General features: G+C 72.6%; 20 protein-coding genes and 1 pseudogene. 16 read left to right on the top strand and 5 right to left on the bottom strand.

Annotated elements, in window-relative coordinates; all coding sequences use genetic code 11:
- Positions 1-18: 18 nt before the first annotated feature.
- Positions 19-1791 (top strand): dolichyl-phosphate-mannose--protein mannosyltransferase, encoded by a 1773-nt coding sequence (locus AC0QU1_RS23125; protein ID WP_483572758.1) that lies wholly within the window; start codon positions 19-21, stop codon positions 1789-1791.
- Between the two features lie 56 nt (positions 1792-1847).
- Here AC0QU1_RS23125 and AC0QU1_RS23120 read toward each other — a convergent pair whose 3' ends face one another.
- Entirely contained in the window at positions 1848-2444 is a 597-nt protein-coding gene (locus tag AC0QU1_RS23120; protein WP_483572756.1) for an isochorismatase family protein, read from the bottom strand.
- A 184-nt stretch (positions 2445-2628) separates the two neighbouring features.
- Between AC0QU1_RS23120 and AC0QU1_RS23115 the strand changes: the two genes are divergently transcribed.
- From AC0QU1_RS23115 to AC0QU1_RS23075, 9 genes are all read left to right on the top strand, one after another.
- On the top strand, positions 2629-3957 hold the full coding sequence (locus tag AC0QU1_RS23115; protein ID WP_483572755.1) for a PQQ-dependent sugar dehydrogenase: 1329 nt from the start codon (positions 2629-2631) through the stop codon (positions 3955-3957).
- Between the two features lie 466 nt (positions 3958-4423).
- Positions 4424-5080, top strand: coding sequence for a nucleotidyl transferase AbiEii/AbiGii toxin family protein (locus tag AC0QU1_RS23110; protein WP_483572754.1), 657 nt, complete (start codon positions 4424-4426; stop codon positions 5078-5080).
- 90 nt (positions 5081-5170) lie between these two features.
- Positions 5171-6796, top strand: coding sequence for a methionine--tRNA ligase (gene metG / locus AC0QU1_RS23105; RefSeq protein WP_483572753.1), 1626 nt, complete (start codon positions 5171-5173; stop codon positions 6794-6796).
- Positions 6797-6807: 11 nt separating this feature from the next.
- On the top strand, positions 6808-7749 hold the full coding sequence (locus AC0QU1_RS23100) for a TatD family hydrolase (RefSeq protein ID WP_483572751.1): 942 nt from the start codon (positions 6808-6810) through the stop codon (positions 7747-7749).
- A 93-nt stretch (positions 7750-7842) separates the two neighbouring features.
- Positions 7843-9012: a resuscitation-promoting factor gene (locus AC0QU1_RS23095; RefSeq protein ID WP_483572749.1), complete on the top strand. Its 1170-nt coding sequence runs from the start codon at positions 7843-7845 to the stop codon at positions 9010-9012.
- A 213-nt stretch (positions 9013-9225) separates the two neighbouring features.
- Positions 9226-10551: a resuscitation-promoting factor gene (locus tag AC0QU1_RS23090; protein WP_483572747.1), complete on the top strand. Its 1326-nt coding sequence runs from the start codon at positions 9226-9228 to the stop codon at positions 10549-10551.
- A 454-nt stretch (positions 10552-11005) separates the two neighbouring features.
- Positions 11006-12223, top strand: a complete 1218-nt coding sequence (locus AC0QU1_RS23085; protein WP_483572746.1) for a resuscitation-promoting factor — start codon at positions 11006-11008, stop codon at positions 12221-12223.
- A 19-nt stretch (positions 12224-12242) separates the two neighbouring features.
- The gene (gene rsmA / locus AC0QU1_RS23080) at positions 12243-13142 is read left to right on the top strand and encodes a 16S rRNA (adenine(1518)-N(6)/adenine(1519)-N(6))-dimethyltransferase RsmA (protein WP_483572745.1); all 900 of its coding nucleotides are present in this window, start codon (positions 12243-12245) and stop codon (positions 13140-13142) included.
- Positions 13139-14089, top strand: a complete 951-nt coding sequence (locus AC0QU1_RS23075; protein WP_483572744.1) for a 4-(cytidine 5'-diphospho)-2-C-methyl-D-erythritol kinase — start codon at positions 13139-13141, stop codon at positions 14087-14089. Before rsmA ends, AC0QU1_RS23075 begins: the two co-directional genes overlap by 4 nt.
- Before the next feature lie 21 nt (positions 14090-14110).
- On the opposite strand, the gene AC0QU1_RS23070 is transcribed toward AC0QU1_RS23075, so the two are convergent.
- Positions 14111-14920 carry an acetylxylan esterase gene (locus AC0QU1_RS23070; RefSeq protein ID WP_483572742.1) on the bottom strand — a complete coding sequence of 270 codons (810 nt, stop codon included), beginning with the start codon at positions 14918-14920 and terminating at the stop codon, positions 14111-14113.
- Between the two features lie 79 nt (positions 14921-14999).
- A complete protein-coding gene (locus tag AC0QU1_RS23065) occupies positions 15000-15989 on the bottom strand; it encodes an acetylxylan esterase (RefSeq protein WP_483572740.1) in 990 nt (329 codons plus the stop codon).
- 75 nt (positions 15990-16064) lie between these two features.
- Here AC0QU1_RS23065 and AC0QU1_RS23060 point away from each other — a divergent pair.
- From AC0QU1_RS23060 to AC0QU1_RS23050, 3 genes and pseudogenes are all read left to right on the top strand, one after another.
- Positions 16065-16563: pseudogene (locus AC0QU1_RS23060) on the top strand (ATP-binding cassette domain-containing protein); the annotation flags it as partial.
- A 113-nt stretch (positions 16564-16676) separates the two neighbouring features.
- Positions 16677-17897 carry an ATP-binding cassette domain-containing protein gene (locus AC0QU1_RS23055; protein ID WP_483576792.1) on the top strand — a complete coding sequence of 407 codons (1221 nt, stop codon included), beginning with the start codon at positions 16677-16679 and terminating at the stop codon, positions 17895-17897.
- On the top strand, positions 17894-18361 hold the full coding sequence (locus AC0QU1_RS23050) for an Lrp/AsnC family transcriptional regulator (protein ID WP_483572738.1): 468 nt from the start codon (positions 17894-17896) through the stop codon (positions 18359-18361). Before AC0QU1_RS23055 ends, AC0QU1_RS23050 begins: the two co-directional genes overlap by 4 nt.
- Before the next feature lie 27 nt (positions 18362-18388).
- Here the strand turns inward: AC0QU1_RS23050 and AC0QU1_RS23045 are convergent, their stop codons facing one another.
- Positions 18389-19303 carry a S66 peptidase family protein gene (locus tag AC0QU1_RS23045; protein ID WP_483572736.1) on the bottom strand — a complete coding sequence of 305 codons (915 nt, stop codon included), beginning with the start codon at positions 19301-19303 and terminating at the stop codon, positions 18389-18391.
- A 228-nt stretch (positions 19304-19531) separates the two neighbouring features.
- Here AC0QU1_RS23045 and AC0QU1_RS23040 point away from each other — a divergent pair, with 228 nt between their 5' ends.
- A complete protein-coding gene (locus tag AC0QU1_RS23040; protein WP_483572734.1) occupies positions 19532-20062 on the top strand; it encodes a peptidoglycan-binding domain-containing protein in 531 nt (176 codons plus the stop codon).
- A 1-nt stretch (position 20063) separates the two neighbouring features.
- Positions 20064-20747 (top strand): hypothetical protein, encoded by a 684-nt coding sequence (locus AC0QU1_RS23035; RefSeq protein ID WP_483572732.1) that lies wholly within the window; start codon positions 20064-20066, stop codon positions 20745-20747.
- A gap of 10 nt (positions 20748-20757) precedes the next feature.
- On the opposite strand, the gene lat is transcribed toward AC0QU1_RS23035, so the two are convergent.
- Entirely contained in the window at positions 20758-22065 is a 1308-nt protein-coding gene (lat, locus tag AC0QU1_RS23030) for an L-lysine 6-transaminase (protein ID WP_483572730.1), read from the bottom strand.
- Between the two features lie 180 nt (positions 22066-22245).
- On the opposite strand from lat, the gene AC0QU1_RS23025 reads away from it, so the two are divergent.
- Positions 22246-22674, top strand: a complete 429-nt coding sequence (locus AC0QU1_RS23025) for a hypothetical protein (protein WP_483572728.1) — start codon at positions 22246-22248, stop codon at positions 22672-22674.
- Position 22675 lies beyond the last annotated feature (1 nt).

The following is a 22675-nucleotide window of genomic DNA, read 5'->3' as shown; positions in this document are numbered from 1 at the left end:
ACGCTCTATGCTGGCCCGGTGTCCCAGCAGCCTGACGCCACAGGAGCACACTTTCCCGCGACGCGGCAGGCTCTGCCCGGAACCTACGGGGCGCACCTGCGCCGCGAGGCCGTCGGCGGCGACGTGACGCCCACCGGGCCGGTCCGCGCCGTCGAGCCGGCGGAGCCGCCCCTGCGCGACCGCCTGCTGCGCGACCTCCTGGGTGAGCGCCGGCTCGCGCTCGGCCGGCGTGCCTCGGACCGGTTCTTGGGCCTGTTCGGCGCGCTCGTCGTGACGGCGATCGCCGCGGGCGCACGGCTGTGGGAGCTGGGCCGGCCGGGCAAGCTGGTCTTCGACGAGACGTACTACGTCAAGGAGGGCTGGTCGCTGGCCAGCCTCGGCTTCGAGGCCGCGTGGCCGGAGGAGCCCAACCCGGCGTTCGAGGCCGGCGACGTCAGCTCGTACATCACGGACGAGGCCGAGTACGTGGTCCACCCGCCCGTGGGCAAGTGGATGATCGCCCTCGGGATGCGCCTCATGGGCGGGGCCGACAACCCGATGGCCTGGCGCATCGCGAGCGCCGTGGTCGGCGTGCTCGCCGTGTGGCTGCTGGTGCGGATCGCGCGGCGCCTGTTCTCCTCGACCCTGCTCGGCCTGGTCGCGGGCCTGCTGCTCGCGGTCGACGGCGAGGCGATAGTGCACTCGCGCACCGGCCTGCTGGACCAGTTCCTCATGTTCTGGGTGCTCGTGGCGTTCGGCTGTCTGGTGATCGACCGCGAGTGGGCGCGACGGCGGCTCGCGGACCGGGTGGCGCACATCGTCGAGGCGGGCGGGGCGATCGGGCAGTACGGGCCGCGGCTCGGGTTCCGCTGGTGGCGGCTGGCAGCGGCGGTGTCGCTGGGCCTCGCGTGCGGGGTCAAGTGGTCCGGACTCTGGTTCGTGGCCGCGTTCGGCCTGCTCACCGTGGTGTGGGACCTGACGGCGCGCCGCACGGCCGGCATCGGGCGCTGGTGGGAGGACGCCCTGGTGGTCGACGCCGTCCCGGCCGCCCTGGTCATGCTGCCCACCGTGGTCGTGGTGTACGTCGCGTCGTGGTCGGCCTGGTTCGCGCACCCGATGTCGTACCTGCGCAACTGGGCCGAGGTGAACGGCGTGGCCGCGCCGGGGTGGTGGCCCGACTGGGGCTGGGCGCAGAGCGCCTGGGAGGCCGGGCGGTCGCTGTGGGAGTACCACCGCATGATGTGGGACTTCCACACGGGACTGGACTCGGAGCACAACTACGCGTCGCACCCGCTGGGGTGGATCGTGCAGTGGCGTCCGACGTCGTTCTTCTGGGAGAAGTACGCCCCCGGCCAGGGGCCGTGCCCCGCCGACTCCGCCGGCGACTGCGCCCAGGCGATCACGTCCCTCGGCAACCCGGTGCTGTGGTGGCTGGGCGCGCTCGCGATCCCGGTGGCGCTGGTGCTCGTGATCCGGTTCCGGGACTGGCGCGGCACGGCGGCCCTCGCGGGGATCGCGGCCGGCTGGCTGCCCTGGTTCCTGTACTCCTGGCCGCTCGCGGACCGCACCATCTTCACGTTCTACACGATCGTGTTCACGCCGTTCGTGATCCTGACGCTCGTGTACCTGTTGGCGATCGGGTTCGAACGGACACCGCGCGGGAGCGCGGACCGGCGGATCGTGAGCTGGCTGGCCGCCGTGCTGGTGCTGCTGATCGTGGGCGTGAGCGTGCTCTACTACCCGATCTGGACGGCGATGCCGGTGCCCTACGACTACTGGCAGCGGCTGATGCTGCTCCCGAGCTGGATCTAGCGCGGAGTCTCCGGCGCGGCCTCCGCCCCCTGCGCGACCTCGGCCCCGGCGCGGCGTCAGAGCGCCGAGGAGTCGCGCAGCTCCACGCCCGCCGCTGTCAGCTCCTGCTCGGCGGTCTCGCCCTGCGCCGCCGACACCGGGATGGTGAGGTCCGTCAGCACCCGGGCCGGCAGGCCCGCGCGGCGGGCGTCCAGGGCGGTGTGCTTCACGCAGTGCGACTCCACGAGGCCCACGACGTCGACCGCCGTGATCCGGGCGTCCTCCAGGACGGTCGCGAGGCTGCGGCCGCGCTCGTCCGCGCCGTCGAAGCCGGAGTACCCGTGCGAGTACTGGCCCTTCTTGAGGCGGACGTCGGGGCCGAGGTCGGCGAGCGCCGGGTGCAGCTCGGCGTTGGGGGTGCCCGCGATGCCGTGCGGGGGCCAGGAGTCGACGAAGTCGGGGTTCTCGCTGAAGTGCTCGCCCGGGTCGATGTGCCAGTCCTGCGTGGTCACCACCGTCGTGTACCGGTCGCGGTGCGCCGCCGCGTAGGCCGCGACACGGTGGGCGATCTCGTTCCCGCCCTCCGTGGCGAGCTCGCCTCCCTCGCAGAACGTGGGCTGCACGTCGACGACGATGAGGGCCCGTCGCTCGGGCTCGGACTCGATGAGGCTCATGTCTTCCACTCTGCCACGGTCCGGCTTCGGCGGCGGGGGGCGATCCGGACAATCCTCCTCGGGGAGAAACCTGCCTCGCGGAGGTGTGTTGCGCTGGGTCGACAGTGTCTACCTGCGGCAACACACCCCCGCGAGGCACGTTGTCCCTCGGGACTTTTGCCCTGGTAGACGACAGGATGGACCGGTGGACACACACGCCGCCCGACGGTCCCCGCTCGCTCCCGCCGGTCTCGCACGCGCCGGTCTCGCGCCGGCCCTGGGCCTGCCGGCCCGTGGTCTGCCCACCCTCGGTCTGCCCACCCTCGGTCTCGTCCTTGCCGTGGCCCTCGCCGGCTGCACCGGATCGCCCGACCCGGGCGTCGCCTCGCCGAGCCCGACCGCCGCGGCGAGCGCGTCGCCGTCGGACGGAGCTGCGTCGGGCGGGGAACCGCCGTCGGGCGGAGAGGTGGGAGGGGCCGAGGATCCCTGGGACGGCCCCGTGACCGCCGAGACGGAGGTGGTCGCCGAGGGGCTGCCGGTCCCGTGGGGGATGGCCCCGCTGCCCGGCGGGCGGTTCCTCGTGACGATGCGGGACTCGGTCGAGCTCGCCGTGGTGCACCCGAGCGGCGACGTCGAGACGCTGGACCGGACCGGCGGCATGCGGGAGCTCGCTGACCAGACCGTGCCGGACGGCGAGGGCGGCCTGCTCGGCGTGGCCGTGGATCCGGACGACGTCGGGCCGACGTTCACCGTCTTCCTGTACCGCACGGGGGAGCTGGACAACGCCGTGCTGCGCGCGGAGCTGGACCTCGACAGCATGGCGCTGAGCGGCCTCACGACCGTCCTCGACGGCATCCCGCGCGCGTCCAACCACGACGGCGGACGGCTGGCGCTGGGCTCGGACGGCTACCTCTACGTCGCGACGGGCGACGCGGCGGACACCGCGAACGCGCAGGACCCGGAGTCGCTGGGCGGCAAGATCCTGCGCATCACGCCCGACGGCGACCCGGCGCCCGGCAACCCGGACCCGGGCTCGCCCGTGTGGTCCATGGGGCACCGCAACGTGCAGGGCCTGGGCTGGGACGCGGGCGGCCGGATGTTCGCGAGCGAGTTCGGGCAGGACCGGCTCGACGAGCTCAACGTGATCGAGCCGGGCGGCAACTACGGCTGGCCCGACGTCGAGGGCCCGGGGGACCAGGCGGGGTTCACCGACCCGGTGGCGTGGTGGCCGACGTCGGAGGCGTCGCCGTCCGGCATAGCGGTGACCGAGGAGGCCGTGTACCTGGCGTCGCTGCGCGGGGAGCGCCTGTGGCGCGTGCCCCTGCTCGGCACGCCGGAGCAGGTCGCGGACGGCGAGAGCCCGGGCTTCGGGGAGCCGCAGGCGCTGCTGGAGGGGGAGTACGGGCGGCTGCGCGCGGTCCATGCGGGGCCCGACGGCGAGCTGTACGTGCTGACGAACAACACGGACGGCCGGGGGACGCCGGGCGAGAATGACGACCGGCTGCTGCGGGTGACGCTGACGCCTGCGAGGTGAAACCTGGCGGAACTCTAGGTCTGTGGATATCTTGGTAGGCGGGCGCGAGCCACGTCGTAGGCTCGATAGCAGGAGATCGACCAGTCGAGAGAGGGGTGAGTGGGTTGGCTACCGAACACGGATATCGAACGGTGCCGCGTGGGTACCGCTACGCCGATCACATCCCCTACGTCACGCCCGATTCGCTCGACGACCTGTGCGGTCCGACGAAGGGCGCCGTCACCGTAGGGCCGCACATCGACACGAGCATGGACCCGACGTACGACCTCGGTCGCACTGCCCGGAGGCTGGAGCTGTACAGCGCGACGGTTCGTGACGGGTTCGTTCCGGATCACATCAGGATCCTGAACCGGTCGCTGCTGATTCGGCTCTGGCCGGACCTGAACCTTCCCACCCGGTGCCGTGCGATCTGGGAGGCGAAGTTTCCCGAGCTCGCGGCGCGGACTCGAAGGACGCGGGCCGCCTGATGCTCCCATTCCACGAGCGCCTCGCCAGGATCGGGCTGGAGGCGCTGGGGAACTATGGCTTCGCACTGGCTGGTGGCTACGCGATCTCCGCCAACGGCATCGGGAATCGGCCGTCGAATGATGTGGACCTGTTCACGAACGTGTTCGAGCCCGATGTCTTCGTCGTCTCGGTCGCCAAGCTTCGCAACGCATTCATCGCGGCAGGCCTCGACGTCCACGACAACCTGGTGGGTCGGACCTTCGCAGATATCAATGTGTCGGATCCCAGGACCGGCGAGTCGAGCGATATCCAGATCGGTGCTAACTACCGAGCGTTCGAGCCGTCGCAGCTGGCGATCGGACCCGTGCTGGACGTCCGTGATGCCGTAGCGGGAAAGATGAGCGCACTCTGGTCTCGGGGCGAGACGCGCGACTACATCGACATCGACGCCGTGGTCGGGTCCGGGAGGTTCACGCGCGACGAGGTACTGGTGATCGGCGACCAACAGGAGGCGCTGCCGTTCGACCGGCCGATGCTCGCCGAGCGGTTTCGCTCGGTCGCCAGGAAGAGCCCAGAATCCTTCGCGGCATACGGGATCGGTCCGGAGTACCGGCACGAGATTGTCGAGCGCTTCCGCGACTGGGCCGACGAGATCGACTCCGCCGTCGGCCACTGACCGGTCCGGGCAACCGTGGGGCCACCGCCGTCTGGCAGGCGCTGTGGAGAACGCGCGGCTCCTCGTCCCGACCCAACTACCATTGGCGCCATGCCGGAAGCTCAGACGACCTTCTACCTCACGACGCCGATCTACTACGTGAACGACGCCCCGCACATCGGGCACGCGTACACGACGGTCGCCGCCGACGTCGTGACGCGCTGGCACCGGCAGCGGCAGGAGGACGTCTGGTTCCTCACCGGTACGGACGAGCACGGCGAGAAGGTGCTGCGCACCGCCGAGGCGAACGGCGTGACCCCGCGGGACTGGGCCGACCGGCTGGTCGAGACAGCATGGAAGCCCGTGCTGGAGACGCTCGACGTGCGCAACGACGACTTCATCCGCACCACCCAGGAGCGGCACGAGACCGCCGTGCAGGCGTTCCTCCGGGGCCTGTACGACAAGGGCGAGATCTACGAGGGCTCCTACGAGGGCCCGTACTGCGTGGGCTGCGAGGAGTACAAGCTCCCGGGCGAGCTCGTCGACGGCACGGGCGACTACGTGGGACAGAAGGTGTGCGCCATCCACGGCAGGCCGGTCGAGATGCTCTCCGAGCAGAACTACTTCTTCAAGATGAGCGCGTACGCCGACCGGCTGCTCGCGCTGTACGAGGAGCACCCCGAGTTCGTGCAGCCGGCGTCGGCGCGCAACGAGGTGGTCAGCTTCGTCAAGCAGGGCCTGCAGGACCTGTCGATCTCGCGCTCGACGTTCGACTGGGGCGTGCCGATCCCGTGGGACACCTCGCACGTGCTGTACGTGTGGTTCGACGCGCTGCTCAACTACGCCACCGCCGTCGGCCTGGACTCCAGCGACCCCGAGCGCAAGGAGCAGTTCGCGCGCACCTGGCCGGCCGACGTGCACCTGGTGGGCAAGGACATCCTGCGGTTCCACGCGGTGATCTGGCCCGCGATGCTCATGGCCGCGGGCCTGCCGCTGCCGAGGACCGTCTTCGCGCACGGCTGGCTCCTGGTGGGCGGCGAGAAGATGAGCAAGTCGAAGCTCACGGGCATCGCGCCGGCGGACATCATCGACACCTTCGGCTCGGACGCGTTCCGCTACTACTTCATGCGGACCATCGCGTTCGGCGGCGACGGCTCGTTCTCCTGGGAGGACATGACCGCGCGCTACAACGGCGAGCTCGCCAACGGGTTCGGCAACCTCGCCTCGCGCACCGCCGCGATGATCGGCAAGTACTTCGGCGGCGCCCTGCCGACGGCGGGCGCGCCCACCGACGCCGAGACCGGCCTCGCCCGGGTAGCGGCCCAGGCCGTGGCCGACGCCGAGGCCGCGATCGACCGGCTGGCGATCCACGACGCGGTGTCGGCGGTCTGGACGCTCGTGGACGCCACGAACGCCTACCTCGCCGACACCCAGCCGTGGAAGCTCGCCAAGGAGCCCGGCGAGACCGACGACACCGGTGCGGGGGTCGACGGCGGCCGCCTCGCCACGTCGCTGGTCACGGCCACGGAGGCGCTGCGCTCGCTCGCGGTGCTGCTCAACCCGATCACCCCCAAGGCCGCGGCCGGGCTGTGGGAGCTGCTCGGCGCGGAGGCGGCGCTCGGGGCGCTCGACGCCCAGCCCCTCACGAGCGCGGCGTCGTTCGGCGTCCTGCCCGCGGGTACCACCGTGACCAAGGGTGCCGCCCTGTTCCCGCGCCTCGACGAGCAGGCGGGCTGAGCGGCCCGGCGATGGCGAAGCGCACCCGTGAGCGCGGCTTCCCGGCAGACCCGGAGCCGCTGCCCGTCCCGGTCGTGGACAACCACACCCACCTCGACCACATCGCGGCCGTGCTGCCCGGCACGGCACCCGACGGCGAGCCGGGCGGCCAGGCCTGGCCGCCGTCCGTCGCCGACCACCTGGCGCGGGCGGCCGCCGCCGGCGTCGACCGCGTGGTCCAGGTGGGCTACGACCTGCCGTCGGCCCGGTGGACGGACACCCTCGTCCGCAGCGAGGCGCGGGCCGTCGGGGCGGTCGCCATCCATCCCAACGAGGCCACCCTGCACGCGGGCATCCACGAGGTGGGCCCTGACGGGCTCGTCCCGCAGCCCGAGGAGCGGCACGCGGTGAGCCTGGCCGAGGCGGTCGCCGAGATCGCCGACCTGGCCAAGGGCAACGACCGCGTCCGCGCGATCGGCGAGACCGGCATGGACCTGTTCCGCACCGGCCCGCGCGGCGAGCAGGCGCAGCGCGACAGCTTCCGCGCGCACATCGCCCTGGCCAAGGAGCTGGGCCTCGCGCTGCAGATCCACGACCGGGACGCGCACGCCCAGGTCATCGAGGTCCTGCTGGCCGACGGCGCCCCCGAGCGCACCGTCTTCCACTGCTACAGCGGCGACGCCGAGATGGCGCGCGTGTGCGCCGAGCACGGCTGGTACCTGTCGTTCGCGGGGCCCGTCACGTTCAAGGCCAACGACGGCCTGCGTGCCGCCCTCGCCGTGGCGCCGCGCGAGCTGATCCTCCTGGAGACCGATGCCCCGTACCTCACGCCGCACCCGTACCGGGGGCAGCCGAACGCCCCGTTCGCGGCGGCACACACGGTCCGGGCGATGGCGGCCCACCTCGGCGAAGACCTCGCCACGCTGTGCGCCCACATCGCGGCGAACTCGGAGCGCGTCTACGGCACCTGGTAAGAACGGCGCATTGCCGCGAAGAATGCGGCATTTGATTTCATACGCTCACGGCTTTTCCCGCACAGTTTGTTCCGTTACGGTCTGGTGCTCGTGGTGAGGTACGCACGGCCGTGGCTCGTGAGCAGACCGGCCCGGTGGCTGGTCCGTGGTGCCGTCGTCGGCGCGCTCGCCGGCGTGAGCGGCATGTACGTCGCCAACGCGACCACGCTGACCATCGACTACAACGGCGACGTCCGCACGGTCGGCGTCTACGGCGACACGGTCGCAGAGGCGCTCGCGTCGCAGCACATCGACCTGGGCCGCGACGACATCGTGCAGCCCGCCGCCACGTCCCAGGTCGGCCCCGGTGGCACCGTCGTGGTCCGCACCAGCCGCAACGTCACGGTCGAGCTCGACGGCCAGCTCATCACGCTCCGCACCACCGCGGGCACGGTCGGCGAGCTGCTCGCCGCCCTCGGCCCGCGCGGCGACGGCGCCCTGGCCACGGCCTCCCGGACCACGCGGCTGGACCGCGACGCCATCCGGTTCTCCACCGTCAAGAAGGTCAACATCGCCGTGGACGGCTCCGTGCTGGAGTTCAGCACCACCCAGTCCACCGTGCGCTCCGTGTTCGAGGAGGCCGGCATCGCGCTGGCCGACGGCGACGTGACGTCCGTGCCGCTCGACGCCGCCGCGGTGGACGGCATGATCATCATGGTCAGCCGCGACGCCTCGTCGTCGCGCACGGTGACCGAGGTGGTGCCGTTCGAGACCGAGACGGTCGAGGACCCGAGCCTGCCGGAGGGCTACGAGTCCATCCGCACGCCGGGCGTGGCGGGCGAGGCCAAGGTGACGTACGCGGTGAAGACGGTCGGCGGCGCCGTCGTCGAGCGCAGGGAGGTGGACCGGAAGGTCGTGCGCGAGCCCGTGAACGAGGTGCTCGTGGTGGGGACCATGGACGTCGCCACCGCGCCCGTGGACCCGGGCTCGGCCCGGGCGCTCGGCCAGGCGATGGCCGCAGAGCGCGGCTGGGGCGCCGACGAGTTCGCGTGCCTGGACCAGCTCTGGCAGAAGGAGAGCGGCTGGCGCTGGAACGCGGACAACCCCAGCAGCGAGGCCTACGGCATCGCGCAGGCCAACCCGGGCTCCAAGATGGCCACCGTCGGCAGCGACTGGCTGACCAACCCGGCCACCCAGATCGAGTGGGGTCTCGGCTACATCTCCGGGCGGTACGGCACGCCATGCAATGCATGGGCGCACTCGGTCGAGATCGGCTGGTACTGAGGCCGGTTTTCACCCCAGAATATTTTGGACATAGAGGGCTTTTATTCGCGTTTTGCAAGCTAAATCGCTCGATAAGCTTGCATTTGATAACGGTAGGGTTACGGTCGCTGGGACCGCCGGATCGGCCGGTCGGGCCCGCGCCCCGCGCGGGAGGCACGTGAGACTCGTGCCGCCCCGGCCTCCGTGCCCGGACCGCGCGAGGACTGGACCCGCGTGTCATCTCCCCACCCGTCTCAGGGCATCCCCAGTTATCCGCCCACCACCCCAGAGGCCGACGGCAGCGTCGGCATCACCGAGCTCTTCGGCTCACCACCCCAGCAGTCCCCGGCAACACAGCCCCTCCCGGCGCAGCCCCCGCCGCCGTCGTCCGCCCCGCCGCCCCGGCGCCACCGCCGGGCCGCCTTCCTCGCCGGGGCCGCGGCCCTCGCGGTCGTCGGAGCCGGCGGCATCACGGCGTACGCCGCGGCCCACAAGACCGTCACGCTCGACGTGGACGGCAAGGTCACCACCGTCGAGACCTTCCAGGGCGACGTCGCCGACCTCCTGGCCGACCAGGGCGTCGAGGTCACCGGCCGGGACGCCGTGACCCCCGCCGCCGACGGCGCCCTGCGCGACGGCGGCATGGTCGTGGTCCGCTACGGCCACCAGGTCACCCTCCAGGCCGACGGCGAACGCCGCACCGCCTGGGTGGCCGCACTCGACGCCGACCAGGCGCTCGCGACGCTCTCCGAGCGGTCGGGCGCCGTGGCCCTGGTCCCGTCCCGCTCCGCCGGGCGCGTCACGCTCCCGATGCGGCTCGACGCCGACGGCCCGGTCAACCTGGTGGTCGGCGGGGAGACGCGGCGCGTGGCCGACGGCGCGGCGTCGCTCGACGACCTGCTCGCCGAGCAGCACGTCACGGTCGACGCCGACGACCGGGTCACCGTCGAGCGCGGGCTGCCGGTCAGCCCGGGCGCGCCGACGCTGACCGTCGTCGTCAAGCAGGTCACCACGACGGTCGAGCGGACGTTCACGCGCCTCTCGTTCGACACGGTGACGGGCGAGGACCCGGACCGCTACGAGGACCTCGACCCGTACGTGGCGACCGAGGGCGCCGTGGGCAAGCGCGTCACGGCCTGGGACGTCACCCGGGTCGACGGCCGCGTGGTGGACCGGGAGAAGCGGGCGTCCGTCGTCGCGCGCCAACCCGTCGACGAGGTGGTCATGTACGGCACCAAGGCCCGCCCCGAGCCCGAGCCGGAGCCCGAACCCGAGCCGGCCGTGGAGGCCGCGCCGGAGCCAGAGGTCACGGCGGCGCCCGTCGGCGACGTCTGGGCCGCGCTGGCCGAGTGCGAGTCGGGCGGCGACCCGACGACCAACACCGGCAACGGGTACTACGGGCTGTACCAGTTCTCGCTGCCCACCTGGCAGGCGATGGGCGGCTCCGGCCTCCCGTCGGACGCCTCGGCCGCCGAGCAGACGATGCGCGCCCAGGCGCTCCAGCAGCAGTCCGGCTGGGGCCAGTGGCCCGCGTGCGCGGCGGAGCTCGGCCTGTACTAGGCGGGCGACCAATTGGACGCTCGTCCTGGACGAGTGACCGAGAACACAGTCAGAACCACCGAGATGGTTTGTCCGATCGGTAACAGATCAGTTACGTTCGGTTGTCCTCGCTGGCGTGGGGGTGCGATGTGGTGTAAGCCACTCCACCCCCACGGCGGCAGGATGGCGCCGGACGCGGAACCTCCGCGGCCGGCGTGAGACCGCCGGATCGGCCGGTCGAGACCGCGACGGCTCGTCAGAGCCGCCAGGCCCCCAGGCCGACTCGTGGTAGGGACTCTCGCGCGTGCGCGGGGCACGTCCCGGCTCGCCGCCCGTGCCCGGGACGTCCGACGACTGGACACGAGTGAACCCCCGTTTTGAGCAGCAGAGTTCTGGCTCCATCCCCAGCACCAACTCAAGGTCGCAGGCCGTAGCGTCTGCGACCGCCCCCTCGAAGCGTCGTCGCTGGCCGCTCGTGGCCGGCCTGGCAGCCATCGCTGTCGTCGCCTCGGGGACCATCGCCTTCGCGGAGGCACGCAAGACCGTCACGCTCGACGTCGACGGCACGAAGCGGACCATCACCACCTACTCCGGCTCCGTCGAGGGGATGCTCGAGTCGCAGGGCATCCGCCTGGGTGAGCGCGACGTCGTCGCCCCCGGCACCGACACCGAGCTCGCCGACGGCGACCAGGTGGTCGTCCGCTACGCCCGCCAGGTCACCATGACCGACGGCGAGGCGCAGCGCGACGTCTGGGTCACCGTCACCGACGCGGCCGAGGCCCTCACCACGCTCGCCGAGCGCGGCGGCGACGTCGCCCTGGTGGCGTCCCGCTCCGGCGACCGCGCCTCGCTCCCGCTCCGCCTGAACGACGACGGCCCCGTCGCCGTCGTGGCGGACGGCTCGGCCCGGGTGGTCGAGGACCACGCGGCGAGCGTCGACAGCGTGCTCGACCGCGTCAAGGTCGAGCTCGACAAGGACGACCTGGTGAACATCGTGCCGGTCACCGACCTGGCCCGGGACAGGACGATCGGCGCCAAGGCGGCGAAGTCCGCCAGGCAGGCGGGCGCGGACGTCGCCCTCCAGGTGCAGCGCGTCGAGACCGAGAAGGTCACCCAGAAGTTCGACCTGGACTTCGACACGCGGACCGTGCAGGACGGCGACCGCTACGTGGACGAGGGCGACCTCGTCCGGACCGAGGGCGAGGAGGGCGTGCGCACGCGCGTCGTCCTGCTGCGCACGGTCGACGGCGAGGTCGTGGCCCGCAAGGAGCTCACCAACAAGGTGACGCGGAAGCCGGTCGACCGGGTGGTCGTCGAGGGCACCAAGGAGCGCCCGGTCGTCGAGGAGACCACCGTCGAGAGCACGCCGGAGTCCAGCACCCCGGTCCCGTCGGGCTCGGCCCGGGAGATCGGCCAGCAGATGGCCGCCGCCCGCGGCTGGACCGGCTCGGAGTGGACCTGCCTCGACCTCCTGTGGCAGCGCGAGTCGGGCTGGAACCCTCAGGCCGCCAACCCGTCCTCGGGCGCCTACGGCGTCCCGCAGGCGCTGCCGGGCTCCAAGATGGCCACGGCCGGCGCGGACTGGGCGACCAACCCGGCCACCCAGATCGAGTGGGGTCTCGGCTACATCGCCGACCGCTACGGCACCCCGTGCAACGCGTGGGGCCACTCGGAGTCGGTGGGCTGGTACTGATCCAGTTAGGCTCACCTGCATGAACAACACCTCAGGCGCCCTGCTCGGTCCCGCGGAGATCCGCGACCTGGCAGGGCGCCTGGGCGTTCGGCCCACCAAGACGCTGGGCCAGAACTTCCTGCACGACGGCGGCACGGTCCGCAAGATCGTGCGCACCGCCGGCCTGCGGCGCGGCGAGCGGGTCGTGGAGGTCGGGCCGGGTCTCGGCTCGCTGACCCTCGGCCTGGCGGAGGCCGGCGCCTCGGTCGTGGCGATCGAGATCGACCCGGTGCTGGCCGGCCAGATCACCGACACCGTCAAGGCGCGGTTCCCGGACGCGGACTTCGAGGTGGTGCTCTCCGACGCGATGGACGTCACCGCCCTGCCCGGCGAGCCGCCGACGGCGCTCGTGGCGAACCTCCCGTACAACGTGGCCGTGCCCGTGCTGCTGACGATGCTGCGGCGGTTCGGCTCGATCGAGCGGGTGCTCGTCATGGTCCAGGCCGAGGTGGCCGACCGGATAGCCGCCGCGCCGGGCTCCAAGATCTACGGCGTCCCGTCGGTCAAGGCCGCGTGGTACGCGTCGGCCCGCCGCGCCGCGACCATCGGCCGCAACGTCTTCTGGCCCGCCCCCAACGTGGACTCGGCGCTGGTCTACCTGGAGCGCCGGGAGCCGCCGTCGACCACAGCCTCGCGTGAGCGGGTCTTCGTGGTGGTGGACGCCGCGTTCGCGCAGCGCCGCAAGACGCTGCGCGCCGCACTGTCGGGACTGTTCGGCTCGGGGGCTTCGGCAGAGGCCGGCCTGCGCGCGGCGGGTGTGGACCCGGGCGCGCGCGGCGAGACGCTCACGGTGGAGCAGTTCGCGCGGATCGCCGAACAGCTTCCGGATCTCCCCGCGGACGAGCCCGCGGACCCAGCCGCGCCGGAGGGGGCCGCGTGATCCCGCGGCTCGCCGCGGCCCCGCCGCCGTCGGTCCGGGTCCGTGCGCCTGGCAAGGTCAACCTCGCGCTGCGCGTCGGCCCCGTCGGCGAGGACGGCTACCACCCGCTCGCGACGATCTTCCAGGCCGTGTCCCTGTACGAGGAGGTGACGGCCACGCACGTGCCGCAGGGCTCCGGCATCTCGCTGACGGTCTCGGGCCCGCAGGCCGACGCCGTGCCGACCGACGAGACCAACCTCGCCTGGCGGGCCGCCGCCCTGCTGGCCGACCGCACGGGCCTGGCGGCCGACGTCAGGCTGCACATCACCAAGGGTGTGCCCGTCGCCGGGGGGATGGCCGGCGGCTCGGCCGACGCGGCGGCCACGCTCGTGGCCTGCGACGCGCTCTGGGACGCGGGCGTGCCGCGCCCTGAGCTGGTCGAGATGGCGGCGGAGCTCGGGGCGGACGTGCCGTTCTCGCTGCTGGGGCACACCGCCGTCGGCACGGGACGGGGCGACCTGCTCACGCCCGCGATGACCCGCGGCGAGTTCCACTGGTGCTTCGCCACGCAGCGCCAGGGCCTGTCGACGCCCAGCGTGTTCCGCCGGTTCGACGAGCTGGCCGGCCCGGTGACGCCGCGCGTGACCCCGACGGACGACACCGCGATCATGCACGCACTGCGCGCGGGCGACCCGGTGGCGCTCGGCAAGGCGCTGCACAACGACCTGGAGACGCCGGCGCTCGATCTGCGGCCCGAGCTCGCCGCGGTGCTCGACGTCGCCGCCGACTCCGGGGCGCTGGGCGTGATCGTGTCCGGGTCCGGGCCGACGGTCGCCGCGCTGGGCCGGTCGAGGCAGCACGCGCTCGCGCTGGGCGCCGCGTGGACGGCGGCCGACGTCGTGGACGCCGTCTGGTGCGCCACCGGACCGGCCCCCGGGACCCAGATCATCACGTCGGTCGCCCGCTGACGCCCCTGGAGCCCGCAGGAGTCAGTAGGCGATCCGCGGGACGAAGACGTTCGACAGGTGCGTGTGCCGCGTGATCCAGCGGGTGCGGCGCGCCACGAGATCGCTCTCGGTGCTCAGGACGCACTCGACCACCCGCTCGGCCGAGCCCGTCATCGCGCCGAACGCCAGCGCGGCCCCGACGCCCCACTCCTCCACCAGCACCTGTGCGCCAGCACCCTCCGTGAGCTGCAGCGGGGTGCTCGCGCGGCGCGCGAACGCGACGAGGGAGTCCTTGTGCGCGGCGGAGATGTCGCCCTCGACCAGGGCGCACGCCAGGTCGGGCAGCAGCCCGGCCGTCGCGACGGCGGCAGCGGCCACGGGGCCCGTGCCGAGCACCGCCACGCGCGACGGATCCACGAACCCGAGGGTACGCAGAGCCTGCACCGCGCGGACGGCGTCGGTGAAGACGCCCCGGTTGTACGGGTCGCCGAGGTCGTCGGGCGGCAGCTCGACCACGAGGTGCGCGAACCCGGCGGACGCGAGCCACGCCGGGTCGTCGGTCGCGCCGTGGCCGGCGAGCCGCAGCTCGACCAGGCTGGGCAGGGCGGTGCCCGCCCCGGCCGGCGTGACGAGCCGGCCCGCGACGGGGCGGCCCTCGAACCCGGCGAACGTCACTGCCTGGGCCGTGAGGTCCGGGGCGTCGGTGGGGGTGGTGGTCAGGACGGGTGCTACCTCGATGCCGCGGTGCGCGGTGAGCGTCTGCGACCAGAACCGGTCGAAGTCGGCCGGCTCGTCGGTGGCGGGCGGCGCTGCCGGTGCCACCGCGACGAGCGGCAGGTCGTACTCGGACACAGGGGTGACCTCCCGTGAGATGGCGTGCGCTGGGAGCCTACCGTCCGTATATAACGGGTAAATCTCGCCCACCTGTTCGTCACATGATCTTGTTCAGCCACGCGAGCTTGCGCGGGAACCGGTAGTCGCCGCCGCCCTCGTGGTTGTTGTACGGGTAGACGTCGATCTCCTTGGTGACCGCCCCGGAGTGCCCGGGCCCCCAGCTGTTGTACGCCGCGTACACGGTCGACGGCGGGCAGACGGTGTCCATGAGTGCCACCGAGAACAGCCCGGCCGAGCGGGCGCGCCGCGCGAACGACACCCCGTCCAGGTAGGAGAACGTGCGCCACACCTGCGCCTCGACCGCCGGGTCGCGGTACACGGAGAGATACTTCGTGATCTCGCCGTACGGGAAGGCGTCGGTGATCGCCACCGCCCGGCGGTAGTGGCTCAGGAACGGCACGTCGGGCATCGCCGCCACGACGTCGGGCACCAGCCCCGCCACGGCGATGGTGATGCCGCCGCCCTGGCTGCCGCCGTGCACCGCCACGCGCGCCGGGTCGAGGCCGCCGATGGCGCGCACGGCGTCCACGGCGCGGACGCCGTCGGTGAAGACGCGCCGGTAGTAGTGGTCGTGCGGGTCGAGCACACCGCGCGTCATGAACCCCGGCGACGCCGGCCCCGAGCCCACCGGGTCCGGCGTGCTCCCGCCGGCGCCCCAGCCCGAACCCTGGCCGCGCGTGTCCATCATGAGGTGCGCATAGCCGGCCGCCGCCCACTGGATGCGCTCGTGCGGCAGGCCCCGCCCGCCGCCGTAGCCCTGGTACTCGACCACGACGGGCAGGTCGCCGTCGGAGTGCGCGGGCCGGGTGAGCCAGGCCTTGACGGGGTGCCCGCCGAACCCGGGGAAGGTCACGTCGTCGACCAGGACCTGGGTCAGCCCGACGTCGATGCGCACCACCGTCGGCGCGGTGTCGAACGCGCGGGCCTCGGCGAGGGTCGCGGACCAGAACTCGTCGAAGTCGGCGGGTTCGTCGATCTCGGGCGTGTACTTCTCGAGATCGGGCAGGGGCATGTCGAACTGGGCCACTCTTGTGCTCCTCGGCGTCATCGTCGTTGCTGGGTCGACGGCCGGGTCCCCCGGCCCGGGTCGTCGTCGACCCGGGTGAGCGTAGCGCCCGACTACCCTTTGTGGGTGGCACATCTTCTCGGCGCGGACGGCATAGCGCTGACCATCGGTACTCGCACCCTCCTGGCCGACGTCTCCCTCGGCCTCGACGACGGCGACCGCATCGGGGTGGTCGGCCCCAACGGCGCGGGCAAGTCGACCCTGCTGCGCATCCTCGCCGGCACCGCCCTGCCCGACGGCGGACGCGTCACCCGGGTGGGCGGCTCCACCCTCGGCATGCTGGACCAGCGGGACGAACTGGCCGACGGCGCCACCGTGCTCGACATCGTGCACGGCGACGCCGAGACGCACGTCTGGGCGTCGGACGCGCGCATCCGCGAGGTGCACGACGGCCTGCTCGCCGACCTCGCCTGGGACGCCCCGGTCGCCACGCTGTCGGGCGGGCAGCGCCGCCGCGTGGCGCTCGCGGCCCTGCTCGTGCGCGACCCGGACGTGCTGCTGCTCGACGAGCCCACCAACCATCTCGACGTCGAGGGCGTCGCGTGGCTCGCGGCCCACCTGCGCGAGCGGTACGGGCGCAACGGCGCGAGCGGCGCGCTCGTGGTCGTGACGCACGACCGCTGGTTCCTCGACGAGGTCTGCTCCCGGATGTGGGAGGTGCGCGGCGACGGGACCGGCGCCGTCGACGGGTACGACGGCGGCTACGCCGCCTACATCCTGGCGCGCGCCGAGCGGGCGCGGATGGCGGCCACCGCCGCCGAGAAGCGGGACAACCTGCTGCGCAAGGAGCTGGCCTGGCTGCGCCGCGGGGCGCCGGCCCGCACGTCCAAGCCGAAGTTCCGGCTGGACGCCGCCGCGGCGCTCATCGCCGACGAGCCGCCGCCGCGCGACACGATGGAGCTGACCCGGATGGCGACCCGGCGGCTCGGCAAGGACGTGCTCGACCTGGAGTCGGTCAGCCTGGCCGTCCCGGGCAAGGTCCTGTTCGACGACGTGACCTGGCGGCTCGGCCCCGGCGACCGGTACGGCGTCGTCGGCGTCAACGGGGCGGGCAAGACGACACTGCTCGCGCTGCTGGCCGGCCGGCGCGAACCGGACGCGGGGCGGGTCAAGCGCGGCAAGACCATCCACGTGGCGGAGCTCTCGCAGGACGTGGCCGAGCTGGACGAGGTGGGGGGCCTTACGGCCGTCGAGGTGATCGAGCGGGAGAAGGGCCGCGTCGTCGTCGACGGCAAGGAGCTCACCGCGGCGCAGCTCACCGAGCGGCTCGGCTTCACGCGCGAGCGCGCCTACACGCCGGTGCGGGACCTGTCCGGCGGCGAGCGGCGCCGGCTCCAGCTCCTGCGGCTGCTCGTGGCCGAGCCCAACCTGCTGCTGCTCGACGAGCCCACCAACGACCTTGACACCGACACCCTGGCCGCCGTCGAGGACCTGCTGGACGGGTGGACGGGCACGCTGATCGTGGTCTCGCACGACCGGTACCTGCTGGAGCGGGTGGCGGACCGGCAGGTCGCGCTGCTCGGCGACGGGACCGTCCGGGACCTGCCGGGCGGGGTGGAGGAGTACCTGCGGCTGCGGGCGGCGGCGAAGGCTTCGGGGTCCGGCGGCGCCCCGGCGGCGGGCGCGCCGGCCGCGCCGGCGGAGGAATTCTCCCAGCGGGACATCCGCGCCGCGCAGAAAGAGGTCTCCCGCATCGAGCGCCGACTTGCAAAGATTGCGGAGAAGGAGGCCGAGCTGCACGAGACCATCGCGCAGCAGGCAACGGACTACCAGGCTGTCGCACGGCTCGACGCGGAGCTTCGCGACCTGGCGAGCGAACGGGACGAGCTCGAGGCGGCCTGGCTGGAAGCGGCGGAGGTGGCGGGATGACCGACAACGATCTGACACCGCTCGACGGGGTGGACCGGGCGCTCGTGGACGCGCTGCGCAAGGACGGGCGCACCACGCTCGCGGTGCTGTCCGAGATCTCGGGGCTCTCCCTGTCCGCGGTGCAGGTCCGGGTGCGCAAGCTGGAGGCGCGGGGCGTCATCACGGGCTACCGGGCGGTGGTGAACCCGGAGGCCGTCGGGCTCCCGCTGTCGGCGTTCATCGAGATCACGCCGCTGGACCAGGCCCAGGAGGACGACGCGCCCGAGCGGCTGCGCGGCATGGCGGGCATCGAGTCCTGCTACTCCGTGGCCGGCAACGCCAACTACCTGCTCACCGCGCGTGTGGCGTCGCCCCGGGCGCTGGAGGAGCTGCTCGGGCGGATCCGCCGCACGGCGAAGGTCTCGACGCGGACGACGGTGGTGCTGCAGACGTACTTCGAGGGGCAGACGAGCGAGCCCTCCTGAGCGGGGCGTCGGTGCCGGGCCCGCCGCTCAGCGCGGGGCGAGCGCCGGGCGCTCCAGGGTGAGCGTGCCGGTGTCGGCGTCCAGCTCGGCCGGCACGCCGAGCGGCACGGTGAGCGGGTCGGGCCCGTGGCCGAACCCGAGCTCGCCCACCATCGGGATGCCGAGCGGGGCCAGCAGGTCCCGGACGATCGGCTCGACGGGTTCGCAGTCCTGCCACGAGCCCAGCGCGACGCCGACGGCGCCGTCGAACCAGCCGGCGCGCAGCAGGTGCGTGAGGAACGAGTCGATGCGGTAGGCCTTCTCGGCGACGTCCTCCAGCAGCACTATCGCGCCCGCCGCGGAGGGCAGCGTGGCGCCGGCCCCCACGGACGTGGTCAGGAGCGAGAGGTTGCCGCCGGTCGTCACGCCGCGTGCCCGGCCGCCGACCAGGGTGTACGCCTGCGGGCTGCTGACCGTCTGCGCGGCCTCCGGCTCGAACAGGGTGCGCCGCAGGTGCTCGCGCGCGGGCTCGGACTTGAGGAAGGAGAGTGTGCCGAGCATCGGGCCGTGCAGCGACACCAGCCCGAGGTGGAGGGCGACCGCCTGGTGCAGTGCCGTGCAGTCGCTGTACCCCACGAGCACCTTCGGGTCGGTGGCGGCGAGCGCGTCCCAGTCGACGAGGTCGATCATCCGCGTGGCCCCGTACCCGCCGCGCACCGCCACGACGGCGCGGACGTCGGGATCCAGCCAGGCCTCCTCGAAGTCGGCGGCGCGCGCCTCGTCAGAGCCGGCCAGGTACTCGTGGTCGGGGTGCGTGTCCCGGACGTGCGGCATCACCTGGACGTCGAGCCCCCAGTCCCGGAGGTGGGCCATGCCGTCGTCGAGCCGGTCGGCCGGCACGGGGCCGGACGGGGCGACGACCGCCACGGTGTCGCCGGGGCGTAGTCGCGGCGGGCTGGTCATTGGCCGCAGCATGCCGCCGAGATTACCTTTCACCCCGCGTGGTGCCCCGCCGGCCCGGCGCTCTTTGCACCATGGTGAAAAATCTGTGCCGCCCGACCGCAAGGATGCGCGGACCCACGGGCTGCGGTTTCTCCCGGTGCGTCGCTTCCGTCTTTTAAGGGCGGATTGTTACGCTCCCCAGGGTTAGCACATCGCCCGGCTTCGGGCTGACAAAGGAGCGCCGAGGGAATGCCCACCACCCGAACCTGGCTGCAGGCGGGCGGTGGCACCGTGGTCGCTGCCCTGATCATCGCCGCAGTGGTGCAGGCGGTGCACTCGAGCGCGACGTGGGTGTCGAACGACCCGGTCGGCGAGTGCGGCAAGACGTCGGGCGGCGAGGTGGTGGCGGCCCAGAACGTGTTGTGGGCGGGCACCGGGCTGGAGCCCGTCGACGGGTCGTGGGACAGCGAGTCGGAGGTGGCCACCAGGGCGTTCCAGGCGTACAACGGCCTGCCCGTGACCGGCTGCGTCGACGAGAGCACGTGGGTCACCATGCGCGCGTACCTGGTCCCGGTCTGCGACCCGGAGTACGAGTGCCAGGGTCCGGACCACCGCGTCCGCTACGCCGCGCCGGGCGGCTCACGCGAGGCCTACTTCGCGCAGAACGACTGCGACTGGGGCTCCTACGTGCTGCCGGGGGTGGCGCGGAGCCCCGTCACGTCGAACAAGGTGATCGCCGTCTCGCGGGACGCCGTCACCGAGATCGAGTGCGGGGGCTGACGTGGTCACCACCATCGAGGAGCCGAGGATCCGGCCCGAGTGGCTGCTCGGCGGGGCCGTGACCCTGCTCGGCGCGATCATCATCATCGTGGTCACGCTGGTGCTGGGCGGCGAGGAGGAGGAACCCGTCGTCACCCCTGCCGACGCGACGGAGCTGACGGCCGGCACGTGCGCGGCCGACCTGCGCCAGCCGCACTGGGTGCCGGAGGACGTGCGGCGCGCCGTGGCCGAGTGCCCCGCCGACATCTCGGCCGGGATCGGCCGCACGACGGCGGAGGACCACCTCGGCACCTGGATCACGTACACCCTGGACGGGGCCCAGAACGCGGAGACGTTCCGCGGCGGCCCGGGCCTGGCCTGGCCGGAGGAGGAGGTCCGCTCGGGCGCGTACCACCCGGCGTCGGCCATCACCTACGTGATGTACCAGGCGTCGACGGAGCTGTCCGACGAGCTGTCCGGCGACAACGTCACGGTCGAGTGGCGCGACCTGCCCGACTCGGGCCGCGAGGCCCGGGTCACCCGCGTGGACAACAACGGGTTCGGCCCGGTGCGGGTCGAGTGGACCGACGACGTCGGCTCCTACCTGCTGCTCGCCACCCTCGGCCGCACGTCCACGGGGAACGCGGGGCCGACGGTGGCGGAGCTGATCAGGGTCGCGGACAGCGTCGCTGCCGACGACGAGTGACCGGACGGGATCAGAGGGTCTCGGCCAGCACCTCGTCCAGCGCCCGCACGCCGGCCTCCAGCGCCTCGGCGGGCACGGTCAGCGCCGGGCGGAACCGGACCGAGCGCTCACCGCAGCCCAGTAGCAGCACGCTCCGCCCGGCGAGCGCGGCCAGCACCCGGTCGCGGACCTCGCGCGACGGCAGCGTCAGCGCGCACATCAGGCCCCGGCCGCGGACGTCGGTCACGCCGTCGTGCCGCGTGGCCAGCTCGGCGAGCGCGTCCTGGAGCCGCTTGCCCATGGTCCGTGCCCGGTCCACCAGACCCTCGGCCTCGTAGGTCTCCAGGATGCGGCGCGAGCGCACCATGTCGGTGAGGTTGCCGCCCCACGTGGAGTTGATGCGGGACGAGACGGCGAACACGTTGTCCGGCACCTCGTCGACCCGGCCGCCCGCCATGACGCCGCAGACCTGCGTCTTCTTGCCGAACGCGACGACGTCGGGCGTGACGCCGAGCTGCTGGTAGGCCCACGCGGTGCCGGTGATGCCCGCGCCGGTCTGCACCTCGTCCAGGATGAACAGCGCGTCGAACTCGCGGCACAGCGTCTGCATGCCCTGCAGGAACGAGGGCCGGAAGTGGTGGTCGCCGCCCTCGCCCTGGACGGGCTCCATGATGAAGGCCGCGATGTCGTGCGGGTTGGCCTCGAACGCGGCACGCGCTGCGTCGAGCGCGGCGGCCTCCACGGCGTCCATGTCGCGGCCCTCGGCGAGGTACGGGGAGGGGATGCGCGGCCAGTCGAACTTGGGGAACCGGGCCACCTTGCCCGGCTCGGTGTTGGTGAGCGACATCGTGTACCCGGAGCGGCCGTGGAACGCGTGCTCCAGGTGCATCACCTGCGTGCCGAGCTCGGGCGAGCGGCCGTTGGCCTCGTTGTGCCGGGACTTCCAGTCGAACGCGACCTTGAGCGCGTTCTCGACGGCGAGCGCGCCGCCGTCGATGAAGAACAGGTGCGGCAGCGCGGGGTCGCCGAGCACACGCGCGAACGTGTCGGTGAAGCGGGCCATCTCGACCGTGTAGATGTCGGAGTTCGACGGCTTGTTGATCGCGGCGGTGGCCAGCTCCGCGCGGAACGCGGCGTCGTCGGCCAGGGCCGGGTGGTTCATGCCGAGCGGTGAGGAGGCGAAGAAGGTGAACAGGTCGAGCCACTCGCGACCGTCCCGCGCGTCGACGAGCGTGGAGCCGTGCGACCGGGTGAGGTCGAGGACGAGGTCGAAACCGTCGACCAGGAGGTGCTCGCGAAGGGTGGGGAGCACTGCGGTGGGCCCAAGAGATGTCGTCATAGCGGCAAGGTAGGCAATGATCCTGCCAACTTTCAACGAGTATGGAAAAGTTCCTGTAGCCGACCGCGCGACCGGCGGGAGATGTGATGGGGGTGCGCAGGTTCCGGCTCCCCAGGAGGGATCGGCGCTTTCCCGTTACATTGGGCGCCCGGCCAGGTCTGGAACAACAGGGGTCTTGCGATGAACCAGCGGCAGGTCTTCCGCGGCGCGGGAGCACTCGTCGGCGTACTCATGCTGTCGGGCTGCGGCCTCAACCTCGGCAAGTTCGACTACACGGAGACCGAGTTCGTGGGCTCCTACGTGGGGGACGGCGAGGCCACCGTGGTCGCGCTCGGCGAGGACCGCACGTTCACGGCGGTCGGCGTCCCGGACGAGGTGCTCGACGGCGTGGTCGACGGCGCCTCCGGCGACCTCCCCGCCGAGATCGAGGGCACCTGGAAGTACGTCTCGAAGAACGCGGCGGACCACGTGGAGCTCACCGTGACCGACGCCGACGGCATGCCGGCCAAGCTGGGCGAGGTGCCGCTGTACGTCGTGGACGTCGACGACCTCTTCTTCCTGCCCGACCAGCTCGGCCGCGAGAAGGTCATGGTGACCCGCACCCGCTAGT

This window comes from Promicromonospora noduliphila, assembly GCF_056951025.1.
This window is presented reverse-complemented; position numbering and strand designations above follow the sequence as displayed.

Bases quoted from the DNA above. Each gene is read 5' to 3' on its own strand.
- AC0QU1_RS23120 (WP_483572756.1), bottom strand. From the start codon at position 2,444: ATGAGCCTCATCGAGTCCGAGCCCGAGCGACGGGCCCTCATCGTCGTC.
- AC0QU1_RS23110 (WP_483572754.1), top strand. From the start codon at position 4,424: ATGCTCCCATTCCACGAGCGCCTCGCCAGGATCGGGCTGGAGGCGCTG.
- metG (WP_483572753.1), top strand. From the start codon at position 5,171: ATGCCGGAAGCTCAGACGACCTTCTACCTCACGACGCCGATCTACTAC.
- AC0QU1_RS23100 (WP_483572751.1), top strand. From the start codon at position 6,808: ATGGCGAAGCGCACCCGTGAGCGCGGCTTCCCGGCAGACCCGGAGCCG.
- rsmA (WP_483572745.1), top strand. From the start codon at position 12,243: ATGAACAACACCTCAGGCGCCCTGCTCGGTCCCGCGGAGATCCGCGAC.
- AC0QU1_RS23055 (WP_483576792.1), top strand. From the start codon at position 16,677: ATGTGGGAGGTGCGCGGCGACGGGACCGGCGCCGTCGACGGGTACGAC.
- AC0QU1_RS23050 (WP_483572738.1), top strand. From the start codon at position 17,894: ATGACCGACAACGATCTGACACCGCTCGACGGGGTGGACCGGGCGCTC.
- AC0QU1_RS23045 (WP_483572736.1), bottom strand. From the start codon at position 19,303: ATGACCAGCCCGCCGCGACTACGCCCCGGCGACACCGTGGCGGTCGTC.
- AC0QU1_RS23040 (WP_483572734.1), top strand. From the start codon at position 19,532: ATGCCCACCACCCGAACCTGGCTGCAGGCGGGCGGTGGCACCGTGGTC.
- lat (WP_483572730.1), bottom strand. From the start codon at position 22,065: ATGACGACATCTCTTGGGCCCACCGCAGTGCTCCCCACCCTTCGCGAG.
- AC0QU1_RS23025 (WP_483572728.1), top strand. From the start codon at position 22,246: ATGAACCAGCGGCAGGTCTTCCGCGGCGCGGGAGCACTCGTCGGCGTA.